Genomic DNA, 16,996 nt, shown 5'->3' with positions numbered 1-16,996 from the left:
GACCGCGGGGCATTGGCCGGCGGCGGTCCTAGCCGCGGAGCGTGCTGGAAACCGGGCGCTCGGACGTCGTCGGCGCCGCGACGATGCCGGCGGAACCGTAGGCCCGGTGCTCCGCGTGGGCGAGGCGGCGCCGCATCACGTCGATCGCTTCCGGGTTCGCATCCACGCAGACATACCGGCGGCCCAGCGCGGCGGCGACCGCGCCCGTCGTCCCGGATCCCGCGAAGAAATCCAGCACCCAGTCGCCCGGCCGGCTGCTGGCGGCGACGATCCGTCGCAGGACACCCTCCGGCTTCTGCGTGGGGTAGCCCGTCTTCTCCTTGCCCGTGGGGGAGACGATCGTGTGCCACCAGACATCGGTCGGCAGCTTGCCCAGCGCGGCCTTCTCGGGGGTCACGAGACCCGGCGCCATGTACGGCTCGCGGTCGACGGCCGCGGCGTCGTAGTGGTACCTGGAAGGGTCCTTCACGTAGACGAGGATGTTGTCGTGCTTGGCGGGCCATCTGTTCTTCGCCCGCGCGCCGTAGTCGTACGCCCAGATGATCTCGTTGAGGAAGCACTCGCGGCCGAAGATCGCATCGAGCATGACCTTCGCGTAGTGCACCTCGCGGTAGTCCAGGTGCAGGTACAGCGTCCCGTCCTCGGCCAGCAGCCGCCATGCCTCGCGCAGCCGCGGCTCGAGGAACAACCAGTAGTCCTCGAAGGCGTCGTCGTAGCTGCTGAGCGTACCGCGCACGGTGGAGTAGCTGGCGCCTTTGAAACCGATCCGGTCCCCGTCCCCCGCCTGGGCGCGCACCATCTTGGTCTGTTGGCGGCTCTGCTTGCGTCCCGTGTTGAAGGGCGGATCGACGTAGACCATCGTGAACGAGCCGTCGGGCAGGGACGGGAGGTACTCGGTGTTCTCGGCGTGGACCACGAGGTCGGGCCCGTCCGGCGACCAGTCGTGTGCGGTCCGGGCCGGCATGTCCGCGGAAGGGGAGGCGACCGCGGGAGCGAGGTCCGGAGCGGGGGCGACGCGGGCGGAGGCCCCGACCTTATGGTCGGGGCCTCCGCCGCGGTCCTCGCGGTGGGTCGACACCGGTGCTACGCGGACTCGTTGCGGTCGACGACCTCGCCGTTGCGGCGGCGGGTGCGCGAACGACGGCGGCGCGGCGCGGTGCCGCCGTCACCCGTGGCGGCGTCGGTGGTGGCGGGCCCGGTCGACGCCGGCCCGGTGGCGGCCGGCTCTTCGCGACGCCGGCTGCGGTCCTCGCCGGTCGACTCCTTCGTGGGTCGGTCCGCACGGCCGTGGCCGTGGCCGTGACGGCCACCGCCCTCGCCGCGCGAACGGTCGCCGCGGTCGCCGCGGGCTCCCCGGTCTCCGCGTCCGCCACGGGACTCGCCGCGTCCCGACGGCTTCTTGCCGGTCTCGCCGAGGTCCTCGAGCTTCTCCCCGGCCAGCCCCTCGAGCACGCGCTTGTTGCGCGGCAGGCGACCCTTGGTGCCGGCGGGGATGTCGAGGTCCGAGTAGAGGTGCGGCGAGGAGGAATACGTCTCCACCGGCTCCGGCTGGTCCAGTCCGAGCGCCTTGTTGATGAGGCCCCAGCGCGGCACGTCCTCCCAGTCCACGAACGTCACGGCGGTGCCCTTGTTGCCGGCGCGGCCCGTGCGGCCCACGCGGTGGAGGTACGTCTTCTCGTCCTCGGGGCACTGCAGGTTGATCACGTGGGTGACATCGTCGACGTCGATGCCGCGGGCGGCGACGTCGGTCGCGACGAGCACGTCGACCTTGTTGTTGCGGAACGCACGGAGGGCCTGCTCGCGGGCGCCCTGACCCAGATCGCCGTGGATCGAGCCGGCCGCGAAGCCGCGGTCCATCAGCTCCTCGCTCAGCTTCGCCGCCGAGCGCTTGGTCTTCGTGAAGATGATGGTGCGTCCGCGGCCCTCGGACTGGAGGATGCGGGCGACGACCTCGTCCTTGTCCAGCTGGTGGGCGCGGTAGATGACCTGGCGGATGTCCTTCTTGGTGATGCCCTCGTCCTCCGGATCCGCGGCGCGGATGTGGGTCGGGTGGCTCATGTAGCGGCGTGCCATGGCGACGACCGGTCCCGGCATGGTGGCCGAGAACAGCATGGTCTGGCGGATCGCCGGGGTCGCGGCCAGCAGGGTCTCGACGTCCGGCAGGAAGCCGAGATCCAGCATCTCATCCGCCTCGTCGAGGACGACGATCCTGACGTTCTTGAGGTTCAGGTGCTTCTGCTTGAACAGGTCGATGAGCCGCCCGGGCGTGCCGACCACGATCTCGACGCCAGCCTGCAGCTGCTCGATCTGCGGCTCGTAGGCGCGGCCGCCGTAGATCGTCGCGATGCGGGCGTTGCGCTGCGTCGAGGCCTTCGCGATGTCCGCGGCGACCTGGACGGCGAGCTCGCGGGTCGGAGCCACGATCAGCGCCTGCGGCGCGCCGGGGGTCGGCAGCTGGTCGTAGCCGTCGTCATCCGGACCAATGACGCGCTGCAGTGCCGGGATGCCGAAGCCGAAGGTCTTGCCTGTGCCCGTCTTGGCCTGGCCGATGATGTCGTGCCCGCCCAGGGCGATGGGCAGCGTCATGGACTGGATCGGGAACGGGTGCAGGATCCCCGCCGCCGCGAGCGATGCGACGATGTCGGCGCGGACGCCGAAGTCGGCGAAGGTCTGTTCGGCGATCTCGTGCGGCGGCTCGTCGATGGCGAGGGACTCCTCGACCTCGATCTCTTCCGCGCCGCCGTCGGCCGTGAGGTGCTGTTCAGTGTTCAATGAGTTCTCATTCGTTTAGGCGCCGGGAACGGGCGTGCTCGACGTGCACCGCGGAAAAAGCGGGACGGAGTCCACCGCGAAAGCGGCGCATCCAGCGGAGCCGATCGCGGGCTAGCTTGCGCGGGATCCGCGCGGGGTGCAGGTTCGCTGGGAATCTCTGCCAAGAAAATGCGTTGTGGGTACGACCGGGCATCCTTGTCTACCCCGCCAGTCTAGCGCGCCCGGGCGGATTCGCCGTCGGACGCGGCCCGTGGAGCGCGTCCGGAGGGCCCTGCCCCGGCCGCGGCGCGGCGCGCGGACGCCTCAGGAACGGCCGTCGACGACGCGGAAAAGCACGGTGTGTTCGACGATGTCCGCGCGGACGAGTTCGACCGTGACGGCCGCTCCGACCTCCACGTGGCCCTCCACCCGGGCGGAGATGGAGGGTTCCGTGATCTGGACCGTGCCAGAGGGCGGGCGCCCGCTGTTCCGCGCCTTGCCGGCCTGTTCCGGCGTCGGGCCGTCGACGACGACACCCTCGAAGCGCTCCCCGACCCGCCCGTGCAGCAGGGCAGCCTCGACGGCGTCGACGGCGGCGCGCTCGAGCCGACCGGAGATCTGGTTGGAGGCGCGCATCGCCCCCGGGAGCAGCGGCAGCGCCGCCCGGATCCCTTCCGGCACGGGGACCCCGCGCCCCAGGTGTTCGCACACGACCAGGACGAAACGGTCGACCAGCCGGCGCAACGGTGCGGTCGTGTGGGCGTACGGGGCCGCGATCGCCGCCTGCACGGTCTCGGCCGGCGGCTCGCCGTCGAAGGGCGTGTAGTCGGCGCCGCGGAACAGGGACGTCGCCGCGTACATCAGGGCCATCTGCCGCGGATCGGACACGTCGAGAGACCGGAGGAAGTCCCCGTAGTGCACGTCCCGCCGCCACTCGTGGCCCAGCGCGCTGGCCTGGAGGCGGAACTGGCGTTCGCCGTGCCCGTCGGGGGCGGGCATGGTGCGCAGGATGCCCACGCCGCCCTCGATCATGATCCGGGCGGCCTCCATGCCGGTCAGGAGCGAGATCTGAGCGTTCCAGTCCTCCACCGGCAGCGGCGCGCGCGCGACGAGCCGGTAGTCCCCGGCGTCGTCGACTTCGACCTCCTGCTGCGGGAGGCGGAGGCTGGCTCCTCCGCGCTCGTGCTCCAGCGCGATGCGCCGAAGGCCGACTTCGCGCAGCAGTTGAAGGGTGTCCGGGGCGCCGCCGGCGTCGATGGCGGCCTGGGCGGACGCGTAGTCGAGCTGCTCGCGGCTCTCGACGACCGCGCGTTCGAGCCCCGTGGCGACGACGGCGCCCACCGCGTCGAGCGCGAACGTCCACACGTACGCGGACCTCCGCCGGCCCGGCAGCAGGCTGCCGGCCCGCTCGCTGATGATTTCCGGGTGCAGCGGAATCCGGCGGTCCGGCAGGTACAGGGTCTGCCCGCGTCGCAGGGTCTCCGCGTCCAACGGCCCGCCCTCGGCGACAAACGACGGAACGTCCGCGATCGCATAGCGGACCGTGTACCCGTCGCCGTCGCGCTCGATCTGCACGGCTTGGTCCAGATCCGTCGAGCCCGGCGGGTCGATGGTCACGAAGGCGACGCCGGTCAGGTCCTTCGGCGGCAGGGGCTGCTCGGCGACGGCGCGCTCGGCATCCGCGAGGACCTCCGGCGGAAAGGCCTCGGGCAGCTCGAGCTCCTTCTCCACCGAGGCGATGGCCTCGGCGAGGAGGGTCTGGCGGGCGCGGGGCGTGAGGTCGATCTGCTGGTAGGCCACGGACTCAGGGTACCCACTGGCACCGGCAAAATGGCCGGGGGAGTAGGGTGGCAGGATGATTGAGTACCCCCTGCCCGTCCTCGACGCGGCCACCCGTGAGCGCTTCGAAACGGCACTGTACGGCCTGATGGCCTACCGCGAGCTCACGGCCTTCGAACGGCTGTCGTCGGACGCGAGGTTCTCCCCGACGCTGGCCGACCGCGACGCGCTGGCGCGCCTGGCCGTCGAGGAGTTCCGCCACTACGAGCTGGTCCGGGAGCGCATCGCCGCCGCCGGCCGCGACCCCCAGGCCGCCATGGAGCCGTTCGTCGCCTCCATCGACGCGCTCCACGAGCGCACGCGCCCGGGGGACTGGTTCGAATCCCTCATGAAGGCCTACGTCATCGACTCCGTCTCCGGCGACTTCTACCAAGCCATCGCGTTGGCCCTCGACGAGGAGGCGCGGGTCCTGGTCTCCGAGGTGCAGTCCATAGACGCCCAGACGCTGTGGCTCCGCGAGCGGTTGCACGACGCCCTCGGGGACGACCCGCGGCTCGGATCCCGGTTGGCCCTCTGGGGCCGCCGGCTCCTCGGCGAGGCACTCACCCAGGCACGCAGGATCGGGGACCGGCACGCCTTCTGGGACACCCTCATCCCGATGCCCCCGGGGCCGGAGCGGGATGCCCGCGTGGCCAAACTGTTCGCCCGGCTCGTGGAGAACCACTCCCGGCGCATGGGGGATTTGGGCCTGACGGCGTAGCACCGCGCGCCGCCCGGCCGCCGGCGCCGATTCTCCACGCTCGGCTTTTCTCCGCCTTCGACGCGCCGTTTCGGGCGAAGCGCGGCCACGCACGAAGCGGGCCGCCGTCCCGACCCGACGGCGCGACGGCGCGGCCGGATCCGGACGGCGGCCCACGCTGCGCTGATGCGGTCAGCGCCGTTGCCGCGTCGAGGGCGCGCCTAGTGCGCGAACCCCACGCGGCGCTGCTCCTCGGCGCCGACCTCGACATAACCGATGGACCCGGCCGGGACGATCACGACGCGGCCCTTGGTGTCGGTCAGCCGCAGCTCGGTGCCGGACTTGAGCGCCTTCGAGACCGTGTCCGAGACCGTCTCCGCGGAACCCTCGCATTCGATGACGACTTCGCGGGCGACATTCTGGATTCCGATTCGCACGTCCATGGCGCGGCTCCTTCTTCAGCGGGCGGTGCGCCGGTCGCCGGCGCCTCAGTATTGACCCTACGAATCTACTTCACGGTTCCTTGGGGAATCGACCGATTCCGCGCCAAGCCAAACGGGACACCAGCTCGCTGGCCTCGTCGAGGTCGACGTGCTCCCCCAACTCGAGCCAGTAGCGCGCCGACACCTGGGCCATTCCGGCGAGGGCGCGGCCGAGCAGCAGCGCCTGCGGGTGGGGCAGCTTGGTGTCCTCCGCGATGACATCGGCGATCGCCGAGGCGAACCCCGCATTGAACGCCTCCAACCGCGCGCTGACCTCCGGATCGTTCATCAGGTCGGATTCGAAGACCAGGCGGTGGGCTTGGCTGTCCTGGGAAATGAACTCGAAGTAGGCGCGGATCGTGGCCTGCACGCGCAGCTTGTTGTCGGTGGTGGACCCGATGGCCGCGAGCATCAGGGCGGTCAGCGACTCGAGGTGCGCGTCCAACAGCGCCAGGTAGAGCTCCCGCTTGCCCGGAAAGTGTTGGTAGAGGACGGGTTTGCTGACGAGGGCAACGTCCGCGATCTCGTCCATCGCGGCACCGTGGTAGCCGTGCGCCACAAAGACCTGGTGCGCCGCGTCGAGGAGTTGCTTCCGGCGTTCCTCGCGGGGCATCCGCCGCGTCTTGGGCCCTCGCGCTGGGGTGGTGTCCACTTCTGCCTTTCCGCCGTGCCGACACGTCGCCACGCTCCGCGGTGGCCCGAATGCCGTCATTCTACGCCCCGGTAACGTGACACCGGCGCCCGCGGTCGTGGGGACTCGTGCTCGGGCTGATCGGCAGTCCCACGCGCCCGGGCGGGGCTCCTTCCCCGCCCGGCAAAAACTCCCCGCCCCGATCTGCCCCGCGCGGGCGCGGACACGCATACCCGGCTCTGCCCCCCGCGGGCGGGGACACGCATACCCGGCCCGCTCGCCCGACCCGCACGCCCCGCCACCCTGCGCGGCCGCGGGTCTACAGTGGTCCCATGGAGAGCCCCACCGCGACTTCCGCAGCCCCCCTGGTCGAGCCCGGACCCGCCCTGACCGCCGCGGAGCTGCGGCGCTACTCCCGGCACCTGATCATTCCCGAGGTGGGCATGGACGGCCAACGGCGCCTGAAGAACGCCAGGGTCCTCGTCGTCGGCGCGGGCGGACTGGGCTCCCCGGCGCTGCTCTACCTCGCCGCGGCCGGGGTGGGCACGCTCGGCATCGTCGACGACGACGTCGTCGACGAGTCGAACCTGCAACGGCAGGTCATCCACGGTGTGGGCGACATCGGGCGGTCCAAGGCCGAATCCGCGCGCGACGCCGTCGCCGAACTCAACCCGCTCGTGGAGGTCGTCCTCCACCGGGATCACCTGGACCGCGACAACGCGCTCGAGATCTTCGCCGGCTACGACCTTGTCCTCGACGGCACGGACAACTTCGCGACGCGCTACCTGGTGAGCGACGCCGCGGCGATCCTCGGCAAGCCGTGCGTCTGGGGGTCCATCCTGCGCTTCGACGGGCAGGTCAGTGTCTTCTGGAGCGGGCGCGGCCCCACCTACCGCGACCTGTACCCCGAGGCACCGCCCGCCGGGACGGTCCCGTCCTGCGCCGAGGGCGGGGTCTTCGGCGTGCTGTGCGCCCAGATCGGTTCCGTCATGGTGGCCGAGGCCATCAAGCTCGTGACGGGCATCGGGGAGTCGCTGCTCGGCCGCGTCCTGATCCTCGACTCGCTGGCCATGACCTGGCGGGAAATCCGGCTGCGGCCCGATCCCGCCACGCTCCGGCCGACCGAACTGCTGGAGGACTACCCGGCGTTCTGCGGCGTGCCGGACGCCGCCCGGCAACGGGAGCTTCCCACGGTGGGCGCCCGCGAGCTGGAGGCGATGCTCCACGCCCGCGCGGCGGGGGACGGCGACTTTGTCCTGGTCGACGTGAGGGAGCCGGGGGAAGCGGCGATCGTTTCCATCGACGGGGCGCAGCTGGCCCCGCGCGGCCAGGTCCTCGGCGGCGATGTCGAGCTGCCCCGCGGCGTCCCCCTGGTGCTGCACTGCAAGTCCGGGGTCCGTTCGGCGGAGGTGCTGGGGTACCTGCTGGACCACGGGTACGACGACGCCCGCCACCTCGCCGGCGGCATCCTGGCGTGGGTCGAGCAGGTCGAACCGGGCAAGCCCGTGTACTAGGTCCGGTCGGCTAACCGACGTTGCTGGCGGCCCGGCCCTCGAAGCCGGCCACGGGACAGACCTGGGCCTCCGCGGTCTCGCGGCGGCGACCCGCATCGGGACCGGCGGCACGCGCGGGTTCGCCCAAGGAGATGCCGAACAGCGTCTCCAAGGCGGATTCGACCTCCTCGTGGCGGCCGTCCGCCGCCAGCTCGCGGGCCCGCACGGTGGGCGCGTGCAGCAGCTGGCGCATCATGCGGCGCATGGCGAACTCGACCTCTTCGGCCGCGGCGGTGCAGCCGTGCTGGGCCCTGACCTTCTGGACCTCGGTCTCGAGGACGCGCTGCGTGTGGCGGCGGAGCGCCACGATGGCCGCGTCCGCCGTGCGCTGGCGTTGCTCGTCGGCAAACTCGGAGGCCGCCGTCTCGACGATCACGCGCGCCTGCCGCAGGGCCTCGGCCTGTTCGTCGGGCGCCGCCATCCGGACGGACTCGAGCGTGATGAGCTCGACATCGTCGATGTCCTCGATGGACTGGTCGAAGTCGCGGGTCAGTGCCAAGTCGATCGCGACCAGTGGGCGCCCTCCGCGGTCCAGGCCGCGCAGGTCCTCCGCGGCGATGCGCCGGTCCCCGCCGCTGCACCCGATGAGCACGTCCGCGGCGGCCAGCGCGGCGGCGAGGGAGTCGTCGTCCACGGCGGTTCCACCGCGGGTGGCCGCGAAGACCTCGGCGCGCCCGGACGCGGAGTAGACGGAGACGTTGGTGGCGCCGCGCTCCTTCAGCAGGGCCATGGTGGCCCCGGCATAGGCGCCCGTGCCGAAGACGACGACGTTCTTGGACTCCCAGGCGGAGGACGACTCGAGGTCCTCGGCGAGGTCCAGCGCCACCGAGACGATCGACAGGCCGCGGCCGCCGAGCGCGGTGCGCGAGCCGACGTCCTTGGCCGTGCGCGACGCGCTCTGGAAGAGGCGCACGAGGGGCCCGGAGGCGGTGCCGCTCTGCTGCGCCTCGATGAGTGCGCGCCGCACCTGGCCGGCGATTTCGCGTTCGCCGATGACGGCGGAGTCGAGGCCGGCGCCGACGGCGAAGAGGTGGTTGACGGCGTCCTCGCCGGTCTTGGTGGCCAGGGCGGCGGACACGTGCCGTTCCTCCAGCCCGGAGGCCTCGCTGATTTGTGCGATCACGGCTGACCGCGCGGCTTCGATGTCCTTCTCGCCGGGGGCCTCGCAGTACACCTCGTAGCGGTTGCACGTGGCCAGGACCACGGCGCCGGAGACCGGGGTGGTGCCGTCGAGCACGGCGGCAGCGACCCCGGAGGCGCCGGCGCTGAGCCGTGCAACCGTCTCGAGGTCGATGTCAGAGTGCGAGGCGACGAGCGATAGGAAAACCACAGTGGTTCCATGGTAGCCCGCGCTCCGGCCGGCGGAAGACCCGGGCGCCTCCGCCCGCGGTGTCCTTGGCCACGTTCGGCCCGTCCGCGCGGGCGGGATTAGCGGTTACACCGGCCAGTTGGCAGAATCGGTACATGACGTTGAGCGCTAGCCACCCGCTGATGGATGGCCGAACTGCAGGATCCCCGCTGATCACCGCCTACCGGGGCGGGGCACCCAGCCGGAGGCCGGTCTGGTTCATGCGCCAGGCGGGCCGCTCGCTGCCGGAATACCGGGCCCTCCGCGAGGGGATCGGCATGCTGGACTCGTGCCTCCGCCCGGACCTCGCCTCGGAGATCACGCTCCAGCCCGTCCGCCGCCACGGGGTCGACGCCGGCATCTTCTTCTCTGACATCGTCATCCCCCTCAAGCTCGCGGGCATCGACGTGGACATCGTCCCCGGGGTCGGCCCCGTACTGGGCGCCCCCGTCCGCACCGCGGCCGACGTGCGCGCCCTCCCGAAGCTGGAGGCCTCGGCGCTGGACCCCATCCGCGAGGCCGTGGCGATGACCGTGGAACAGCTCGGAACCACGCCGCTGATCGGCTTCGCCGGGGCGCCGTTCACGCTGGCCGCGTACATGGTGGAAGGGCGCCCGTCGCGCGACCACCTCGGTCCGCGGACGATGATGCACGCGGACCCCGAGACCTGGCAGGCGCTGGCCAACTGGGCGGCCGACGCCTCGGGGGAGTTCCTCCGCGCGCAGCTGGAGGCAGGCGCCAGCGCCGGCCAGCTCTTCGACTCGTGGGCCGGCAGCCTGGGGCTCGCCGACTACCAGCGGCACGTCGCCCCGGCGTCGTCCCGCGCCCTGAACCATGTCCGCGACCTCGGCGCGCCGCTGGTGCACTTCGGCACCGGGACCTCGGAGCTGCTGGTGGCCATGCGCGACGTCGGGGTCGACGTCGTCGGGGTGGACTACCGGCTGCCGCTGGACGAGGCGAACCGCCGGCTCGGCGGCACCGTGCCGCTGCAGGGCAACATCGACCCGGCGCTCCTGCCCGCCCCTTGGGAAGTGCTCGAGGAGCACGTCCGCGGGGTCCTCGCCGCCGGCGACGCGGCTCCCGCCCACGTCGTCAACCTCGGCCACGGTGTCCCCCCGGAGACGGACCCCACGGTCCTGACCCGGGTGGTGGACCTGATCCACTCGATCGAACCGTAGCCCCGCCGGCGCCCGGCGCCGGCCACACGTCCAGCAGTTCGCACGCAGGTTGAGGAAAGGACAGCGATGCCCCACCGGAGCGCACGCCCCACGGAACCTGCACGCCCCGACGACGCCACGGCGCGGGCGGTGGTGATCGGGGGAGGGATCGCCGGCCTGGTGGCCGCGCGCGAGCTCTCGGTCTCCGGACACGCCGTCGAGCTCTTCGAGTCCTCGGGCGCTTTCGGCGGCAGCGTCGGCGCGCACACGGTCGCCGGGTTGGCGCTGGACGCCGGCGCCGACTCCTTCGCCACGCGCAACACGGCCGTGGCCGACCTCCTCGGCGAGCTCGGGCTCGGTGACGACATCGTCCTGCCGCTGGGAGGCGGCGCGTGGCTCTATTCCGAGGCGGCGCGGCACGGCGACGACGGCGGCGCGGATGCCGGTGCGGGCGATGACCCGGCCACGCGGTCCGGCCGCACCGCGACCGCCCAGCCCCTGCCGCAGACGGGGATCCTGGGGATTCCCGGCGACCCGTGGGCCGACGACGTCAAGAGCGCCATCGGCGCCGCGGGCTGCCGCCGCGCGGCCGCCGACCTGGACATGCCCGTGGCCGAGCGGCTCGCCGACCAGCCGGTCAGCCTCGGGGAGCTGGTCCGCGCGCGCATGGGCGGCGCGGTCTTGGAGGCCCTCGTCGCCCCCGTGGTGTCCGGCGTGCACTCGGCGGATCCGGACACCCTCGACGTGGACACCGTGGCCCCGGGCCTGCGCGCCGCCCTCGTCCGCCACGGATCCCTGGCCCGGGCAGTCGCCGCGGTCCGTGCCGCGGCGCCCGCCGGGTCCGCCGTCGCGGGAATCTCCGGCGGCATGCACCGCCTCGCCGCCGCGCTTGTCGAGGACCTGCGCGACCGGGGCGTGGTCCTGCACCCGGAGCACGAGGTGCTGTCCGTCGCCCGCGGCGGAACCGAGGGTGACGGTGGCGGAGCCCGGCGTCCCTGGTCGGTGGTCGTGCGCGGCGCGGGCGCCGCGGAGCGCTCCGTGGCCGCGGACCGCGTGGTGGTCGCCACCGACGGGCCGACCGCCGTCGACCTGCTGGCGCCGCTGTCGCCGGACCTGTCCCGCCACCGTCCCGCCCGCGGGGCGGGCGTCGCGCTGGTGACCCTCGTCGTGGACCGCCCGGAACTCGACGACGCACCGCGCGGCACCGGGCTGCTGGTCGCCGCCGGGGCCCCCGGCGTCACCGCGAAGGCCCTGACGCACGCCACCGCCAAGTGGGCGTGGCTGGCCGACGAGGCCGGTCCGGGCACACACGTCCTGCGGCTGTCCTTCGGCAGGGTCTCCGAGACCGGCGCCCGGCTGGCCGACGCGCCGGACGGGGAGCTGTTCCGCGCCGCCGTCGCCGACGCCGGCACGCTGCTCGGCGTCGCGCTGGAGGAGTCGGACGTGCTCGGCTGGGACGTGGTCCGCTACGGCGGCGCCCTGCCGTTCGCCACCACCGGCCACCGGGACCGCGTTGCCGCGTTCCGGGCAGAGGTCGGCGAGCTGGAGGGGATCGACGTCGTCGGCGCCTGGCTCTCCGGCACCGGCCTGGCCGCCGTCGTCTCCGACACCCGCGACCGCCTCGGGATCAGCGCCACCTGAGACCGGCCACCACCCCCACCACCCCACGAAGAGAAAGAGGCCACGCGATGAGCGAGAACCCCTCCAACAGCCCAGTGCTTGCCGACCGCGAGCGCGAGGGCGACACGCTGCACTTCACCCTCTGGACCGTCTTCAAACGGGACTCGGACCTGGACCGCAGCGAGGGCGTGCTGGCCTTCGACGCGCTCGTCGCCGAGCTGGCCATCAGCGGCGTCACGCTGCGCGGGGCCTACGACGTGTCCGCGATGCGCAACGACGCGGACGTCATGGTCTGGCTGCACGGTCCCTCCGCCGCGGACCTGCAGGCCGCCGTGCGCAAGATCCGCCGGACCTACCTGTTCGCGGAGACGACGATCGCCTGGTCCTCGATGGGCGTGCACCGCGAGGCCGAGTTCGCGAAGGACCACTCCCCGGCGTTCGCCCGCGGCGTGGAGCCGAGCACCTGGATGACGGTCTACCCGTTCGTCCGGTCGCTGGACTGGTACCTGCTGGACCCCAAGGACCGTGGCCGGATGCTGCGGGACCACGGCATCCTGGGGCGCGACTTCCCCGAGGTCCTGGCGAACACCGTGGCCTCGTTCGCCCTCAACGACTTCGAGTGGATGATCTGCCTGGAGGCGCCTGCCCTCATCGACCTGGTCGACATGATGCGCCACCTGCGCTACACCGAGGCCCGCCAGCACGTGCGCGAGGAGATCCCCTTCTACACCGGGCGCCGCATCGGCACGGCCGAGATCGCCGAGGTCCTGCGATGAGCGCCGAGTTCACGTTCGACCCCCGCGAGGGCTACGACGCCCGGGGCCGCATGGAGCCCAAGCCGTACGACGCCGTCCTGCTCGCCTCCTTCGGCGGGCCCGAGGGCCAGGACGACGTCATCCCGTTCCTGCGCAACGTCACCCGCGGCCGGGGCATCCCCGACGAGCGCCTCGAGGAGGTCGCGACCCACTACCGCGCGAACGGCGGCGTCAGCCCGATCAACGCGCAGAACCGCGCGCTGAAGGCCGCCATGGAGGCCGAGCTGGCGGCGCGGGGGATCGACCTGCCCGTGTACTGGGGCAACCGCAACTGGGCGCCCTACGTGGCGGACACGCTGCGCGAGATCCACGCCGACGGGCACCGCCGCGTCCTGATGTTCTCCACCAGCGCGTACTCCTGCTACTCGAGCTGCCGCCAGTACCGCGAGGACCTCGGGGTCGCGCTGCGCGAGACCGGGCTGGAGGGCCGGCTCGAGGTGGACAAGGTCCGCCAGTACTTCGACCACCCCGGATTCGTGGAGCCGTTCGTCGAGGGCGTCGCGGCGGGCCTGGCCGACGTCCGGGAGCGGCTGGCCGCGGCGGGTGAGACGGACGCGAGCGTGCGCATCGTCTTCGTCACCCACTCCATCCCGACCTCCGACGCGGAGGCCGCCGGCCCGCGCGATCTGGCGGCCGAGCTGGAGACCGACGTCTATTCCGCCCAGCACCTCTCGGTGGGCCGGGCGATCCTGGCGCGGATCCCCGAGGCCGAGGGCGTCCCGTCGTCCCTGGTCTTCCAGTCCCGCTCCGGCGCCCCGCACGTGCCGTGGCTCGAGCCGGACATCAACGACGCCCTGGCCGAGTACGCCGGGTCCGGGACGCGCGGCGTCGTCGTGGTGCCGATCGGCTTCGTCAGCGACCACATGGAGGTCATCTGGGACCTGGACACCGAGGCCAAGGAGACCTGCGCCGAGCTGGGACTGACCTTCCACCGGGTGGCGACGCCGGGCACGCACCGCCGGTACGTCGAGGGCATCGTGGACCTCGTCTCCGAGCGGCTCGCCGGCCCGGACGGGCGGCCGCTGCTCGAAGGCCGGGCCTCCGAGGCGGACCTCGGCCCGTGGTTCGACGTCTGCCGCCCCAACTGCTGCGTCAAGGTCATGCGCGACGGGACGGTCAAGCCCACCATCGCGGCCGTCGACTCCGAGGTGGGGGTGCCGGCCACGTGAGCACGGCGTTCCGCGTCGGCACCCGGGGCAGCGCGCTGGCCGTCACGCAAACGACGACGGTCGCCGAGGCGCTCGCCGCCTCGGGATCGCTGCGCTACAGCATCGTCCGGGTCAAGACCGAGGGCGACGTCACGTCCGGTCCGCTCTCGCAGCTCGGCGGCACCGGCGTGTTCGCCGCCGCCCTGCGTCACGCCCTGCTGCGGGGCGAGTGCGACGTCGCCGTGCATTCGCTCAAGGACCTGCCGACCGCCCAGCCGGAGGGCCTGGTGATCGCGGCCACCCCCGCGCGCGCCGACGTCCGTGACGCGCTCTGCGCCCGCGACGGTCTCACGCTGGACGGGCTGCCCCGCGGGGCGACCGTGGGCACGGGATCGCCGCGCCGCGCCGCCCAGCTGCGGGCGGCCCGGCCGGACCTGAACGTGGTGGACATCCGCGGCAACGTCGGCACCCGCCTGGGGCGCGTGGCCGGCAAGGACCGTCCCGTGGACGACGGCGGGGTCGGGCACGGACGGGCCGGGGACCTGGACGCCGTCGTGCTGGCGGCCGCGGGGCTCCGGCGGCTGGGGCTGGCCGGGCACGTCACCGAGTACCTGGATCCGTCGGTGATGCTGCCGGCGCCGGGCCAGGGGTCGCTCGCCGTGGAGTGCCGCCCCGAGACCGCCGCGTCCGGGGACCTGGCCGCGGAACTCGCCCGGCTGGACGACGCCCCCACCCGGCTCGCCGTGACCGCCGAGCGCTCCCTGCTGGCCCGGCTGGAGGCCGGCTGCAGCGCCCCGATCGGCGCACTGGCCCGTATCGTGGACGGCGCGCTGACCCTGGAGGCGGCCGTGTGCAGCCCCGACGGTGCGCGGACGCTGCGCCTCGCGCGCACCGGCGAACCGACCGCCGACGGCGCGGCCGCACTCGGCCGGGCGCTCGCGGAGGACCTGTTGGCCGGCGGCGCCGCCGAACTGGCGGGTCTGGGCTGATCGTGGTCGCAACGGCGGCCGGCGCCGCGCTCGCGGGGAGGACGGCGGCGGTGCTGCGCGCCCCGGACCGGGCCGCCGGGATCGTCGCCGAACTCGCCGCCCGCGGCGCGTCCGCCGTCGTCTGCCCGCTGATCGACTTCGAGCTTCCCGCCGACACCGCCGAACTGGACGAGTCGCTGCGCCTGCTGCTCCAGGGGCGCTTTGCGTGGATGGCGCTCACCAGCGTCACCACCGTCCGCGCCCTCGCCCAGCGTTGCGCGGCCCTGGGGCTGGAGCTCGCCGTGCCGGACGTGACCCGCGTCGCCGTCGTGGGGGAGGCCACCCGGCGGGCCGCCGAGCAGAACGGACTGCGAGTGGACCTGGTTCCCGAGGCGGAACAGTCGGCCGAGGGCATGGTCGCGCGGTGGCCGCTGTCCGGGACGCCCGGCGCGGGGGTTCCGGGAATGGTGTTCCTGCCGCAGGCCGACCTCGCCGCGGACACCCTGAACGCCGGCCTGCTGGACCGCGGCTGGCAGACGGCGGCCGTGGTCGCCTACCGCACCGTGGACGCGCCGGCCGACCCCGACCGCCGGATCGCCGTTCCGGCGACGCCTCCGGCGGCGGCCGAGACGGTGGAACCGGCCGAGTTGGCCGCGCTGCTGGGTGGTTCCGGGGGCGGTTCCGGGACCGGCACCGGTTCCGCTGCGGCGACCCGCAGGCCCCCGCTCCACGCCGTGTTCCTCACCTCGCCCAGCATCGCCCGGCGCGTGCGGGGGCTGACGGCGGCACTGCCGTCCGGCGTCGCCCTCATCGCCATCGGGCGCCCCACCGCCGCCGAGGCGGCCAGGCTCGGGCTGCCGGTCGCCGCCACGGCGGCCGACCCGTCCCCGTCCGGGCTCTGCGATGCCTGGGAACGGGTCCTGGCGACCTCCGGCGGCATCGTCCCGGCCGCCCCGTCCGCGGCCGGCCCACCGCCACCGTCCGCAGCAACCCATCCCGCACCGATCCCGAAGGAACCCACGTGAGCTTTCCGAACCACCGGCCGCGCAGGCTGCGCACCACCCCCGCGATGCGACGCATGGTCGCCGAGACGCGGGTCGCCGCGGACCAGCTGATCCTCCCCGCCTTCGTGCGCGAGGGACTGAGCGAACCGCACCCCATCTCCTCGATGCCCGGGGTCGTCCAGCACACCCCGGACACGCTGAAGCGCGCCGCCGCCGAGGCCGTCGAGGCGGGGCTGGGGGGCATCATGCTCTTCGGGATCCCCGCCGAGCGCGACGCCACCGGCAGCGCGGGGATCGACCCCGACGGCGTGCTGAACCGCGCCCTGCGCGACGTCCGCGCGGAGGTCGGCGACGACCTGGTGGTCATGGGCGACGTGTGCCTGGACGAGTTCACGGACCACGGACACTGCGGCGTCCTGGACGGGGCGGGCCGCGTGGACAACGACGCCACCCTGGAGCTCTACGCGCAGATGGCGGTCGCTCAGGCGGAGGCCGGCGCCCACATGCTCGGACCCTCCGGGATGATGGACGGTCAGGTCGCCGTCATCCGGCAGGCGCTCGACGCGGCCGGGCACACCGACACCGCCGTGATCGCCTACGCCGCGAAGTACGCCTCCGCGTTCTACGGGCCGTTCCGGGAGGCCGTGGACTCGCAGCTGACCGGCGACCGCCGCACCTACCAGATGGACGCGGCGAACCGACGCGAGGCCATCCTGGAGGTCGAACTGGACCTCGAGGAGGGGGCCGACATGGTGATGGTCAAGCCGGCCATGAGCTACCTCGACGTCCTCGCGGACGTGGCGGCCATGTCGCCGGTCCCCGTGTCGGCCTACCAGATCTCGGGGGAGTACGCGATGATCGAGGCCGCCGCCGCGAACGGCTGGATCGACCGCCGCGCCGCCATCACCGAATCCGTCCTCGGCATCCGGCGCGCCGGGGCCGACACCGTCCTCACCTATTGGGCCGCCGAACTCGCCGGCTGGCTGAAAGAAGGAAAGTAG

The 16,996-nt window shown here is 73.2% G+C and carries 15 protein-coding genes; 9 read left to right on the top strand and 6 right to left on the bottom strand.

Annotated features, from left to right (window positions below):
• Positions 1–28: 28 nt before the first annotated feature.
• From ACETWP_RS13515 to ACETWP_RS13505, 3 genes are all read right to left on the bottom strand, one after another.
• Positions 29–964 carry a DNA-methyltransferase gene (locus ACETWP_RS13515; RefSeq protein ID WP_373972826.1) on the bottom strand — a complete coding sequence of 312 codons (936 nt, stop codon included), beginning with the start codon at positions 962–964 and terminating at the stop codon, positions 29–31.
• A 119-nt stretch (positions 965–1,083) separates the two neighbouring features.
• Positions 1,084–2,772 (bottom strand): DEAD/DEAH box helicase, encoded by a 1,689-nt coding sequence (locus tag ACETWP_RS13510; protein WP_373972778.1) that lies wholly within the window; start codon positions 2,770–2,772, stop codon positions 1,084–1,086.
• Positions 2,773–3,075: 303 nt separating this feature from the next.
• Entirely contained in the window at positions 3,076–4,551 is a 1,476-nt protein-coding gene (locus ACETWP_RS13505) for an RNB domain-containing ribonuclease (RefSeq protein ID WP_373972777.1), read from the bottom strand.
• A 55-nt stretch (positions 4,552–4,606) separates the two neighbouring features.
• Here ACETWP_RS13505 and ACETWP_RS13500 point away from each other — a divergent pair, with 55 nt between their 5' ends.
• Positions 4,607–5,290: a ferritin-like fold-containing protein gene (locus ACETWP_RS13500; RefSeq protein WP_373972776.1), complete on the top strand. Its 684-nt coding sequence runs from the start codon at positions 4,607–4,609 to the stop codon at positions 5,288–5,290.
• Between the two features lie 200 nt (positions 5,291–5,490).
• Here ACETWP_RS13500 and ACETWP_RS13495 read toward each other — a convergent pair whose 3' ends face one another.
• Both ACETWP_RS13495 and ACETWP_RS13490 read right to left on the bottom strand, forming a co-directional pair.
• Complete coding sequence (locus ACETWP_RS13495) at positions 5,491–5,712, bottom strand: DUF3107 domain-containing protein (RefSeq protein WP_373972775.1); 222 nt, start codon at positions 5,710–5,712, stop codon at positions 5,491–5,493.
• A 70-nt stretch (positions 5,713–5,782) separates the two neighbouring features.
• Positions 5,783–6,364 carry a TetR/AcrR family transcriptional regulator gene (locus ACETWP_RS13490; protein ID WP_373972774.1) on the bottom strand — a complete coding sequence of 194 codons (582 nt, stop codon included), beginning with the start codon at positions 6,362–6,364 and terminating at the stop codon, positions 5,783–5,785.
• Between the two features lie 350 nt (positions 6,365–6,714).
• On the opposite strand from ACETWP_RS13490, the gene moeB reads away from it, so the two are divergent.
• The gene (moeB, locus tag ACETWP_RS13485) at positions 6,715–7,896 is read left to right on the top strand and encodes a molybdopterin-synthase adenylyltransferase MoeB (protein WP_373972773.1); all 1,182 of its coding nucleotides are present in this window, start codon (positions 6,715–6,717) and stop codon (positions 7,894–7,896) included.
• A gap of 10 nt (positions 7,897–7,906) precedes the next feature.
• Here moeB and ACETWP_RS13480 read toward each other — a convergent pair whose 3' ends face one another.
• Positions 7,907–9,265 carry a glutamyl-tRNA reductase gene (locus tag ACETWP_RS13480; RefSeq protein WP_373972772.1) on the bottom strand — a complete coding sequence of 453 codons (1,359 nt, stop codon included), beginning with the start codon at positions 9,263–9,265 and terminating at the stop codon, positions 7,907–7,909.
• 134 nt (positions 9,266–9,399) lie between these two features.
• On the opposite strand from ACETWP_RS13480, the gene hemE reads away from it, so the two are divergent.
• From hemE to hemB, 7 genes are all read left to right on the top strand, one after another.
• Positions 9,400–10,461 carry a uroporphyrinogen decarboxylase gene (hemE, locus tag ACETWP_RS13475; RefSeq protein WP_373972771.1) on the top strand — a complete coding sequence of 354 codons (1,062 nt, stop codon included), beginning with the start codon at positions 9,400–9,402 and terminating at the stop codon, positions 10,459–10,461.
• A 66-nt stretch (positions 10,462–10,527) separates the two neighbouring features.
• Positions 10,528–12,081, top strand: a complete 1,554-nt coding sequence (locus ACETWP_RS13470; protein WP_373972770.1) for a protoporphyrinogen/coproporphyrinogen oxidase — start codon at positions 10,528–10,530, stop codon at positions 12,079–12,081.
• Positions 12,082–12,128: 47 nt separating this feature from the next.
• Positions 12,129–12,836 carry a hydrogen peroxide-dependent heme synthase gene (gene hemQ / locus ACETWP_RS13465; protein ID WP_373972769.1) on the top strand — a complete coding sequence of 236 codons (708 nt, stop codon included), beginning with the start codon at positions 12,129–12,131 and terminating at the stop codon, positions 12,834–12,836.
• Positions 12,833–14,044 carry a ferrochelatase gene (locus tag ACETWP_RS13460; protein ID WP_373972768.1) on the top strand — a complete coding sequence of 404 codons (1,212 nt, stop codon included), beginning with the start codon at positions 12,833–12,835 and terminating at the stop codon, positions 14,042–14,044. The genes hemQ and ACETWP_RS13460 overlap by 4 nt, the downstream gene beginning before the upstream one ends.
• Positions 14,041–15,012: a hydroxymethylbilane synthase gene (hemC, locus tag ACETWP_RS13455; protein ID WP_373972767.1), complete on the top strand. Its 972-nt coding sequence runs from the start codon at positions 14,041–14,043 to the stop codon at positions 15,010–15,012. The genes ACETWP_RS13460 and hemC overlap by 4 nt, the downstream gene beginning before the upstream one ends.
• A 2-nt stretch (positions 15,013–15,014) precedes the next feature.
• The gene (locus ACETWP_RS13450; RefSeq protein WP_373972766.1) at positions 15,015–16,016 is read left to right on the top strand and encodes a uroporphyrinogen-III synthase; all 1,002 of its coding nucleotides are present in this window, start codon (positions 15,015–15,017) and stop codon (positions 16,014–16,016) included.
• Positions 16,013–16,996 carry a porphobilinogen synthase gene (gene hemB, locus ACETWP_RS13445; protein WP_373972765.1) on the top strand — a complete coding sequence of 328 codons (984 nt, stop codon included), beginning with the start codon at positions 16,013–16,015 and terminating at the stop codon, positions 16,994–16,996. The genes ACETWP_RS13450 and hemB overlap by 4 nt, the downstream gene beginning before the upstream one ends.

The sequence above is a fragment of the Arthrobacter halodurans genome (genome assembly GCF_041877255.1).
Lineage (GTDB): Bacteria > Actinomycetota > Actinomycetes > Actinomycetales > Micrococcaceae > Arthrobacter_N > Arthrobacter_N halodurans.
Note: the sequence above shows the minus strand (reverse complement) of the source record. Positions and strands in the feature narration are given on the sequence as shown.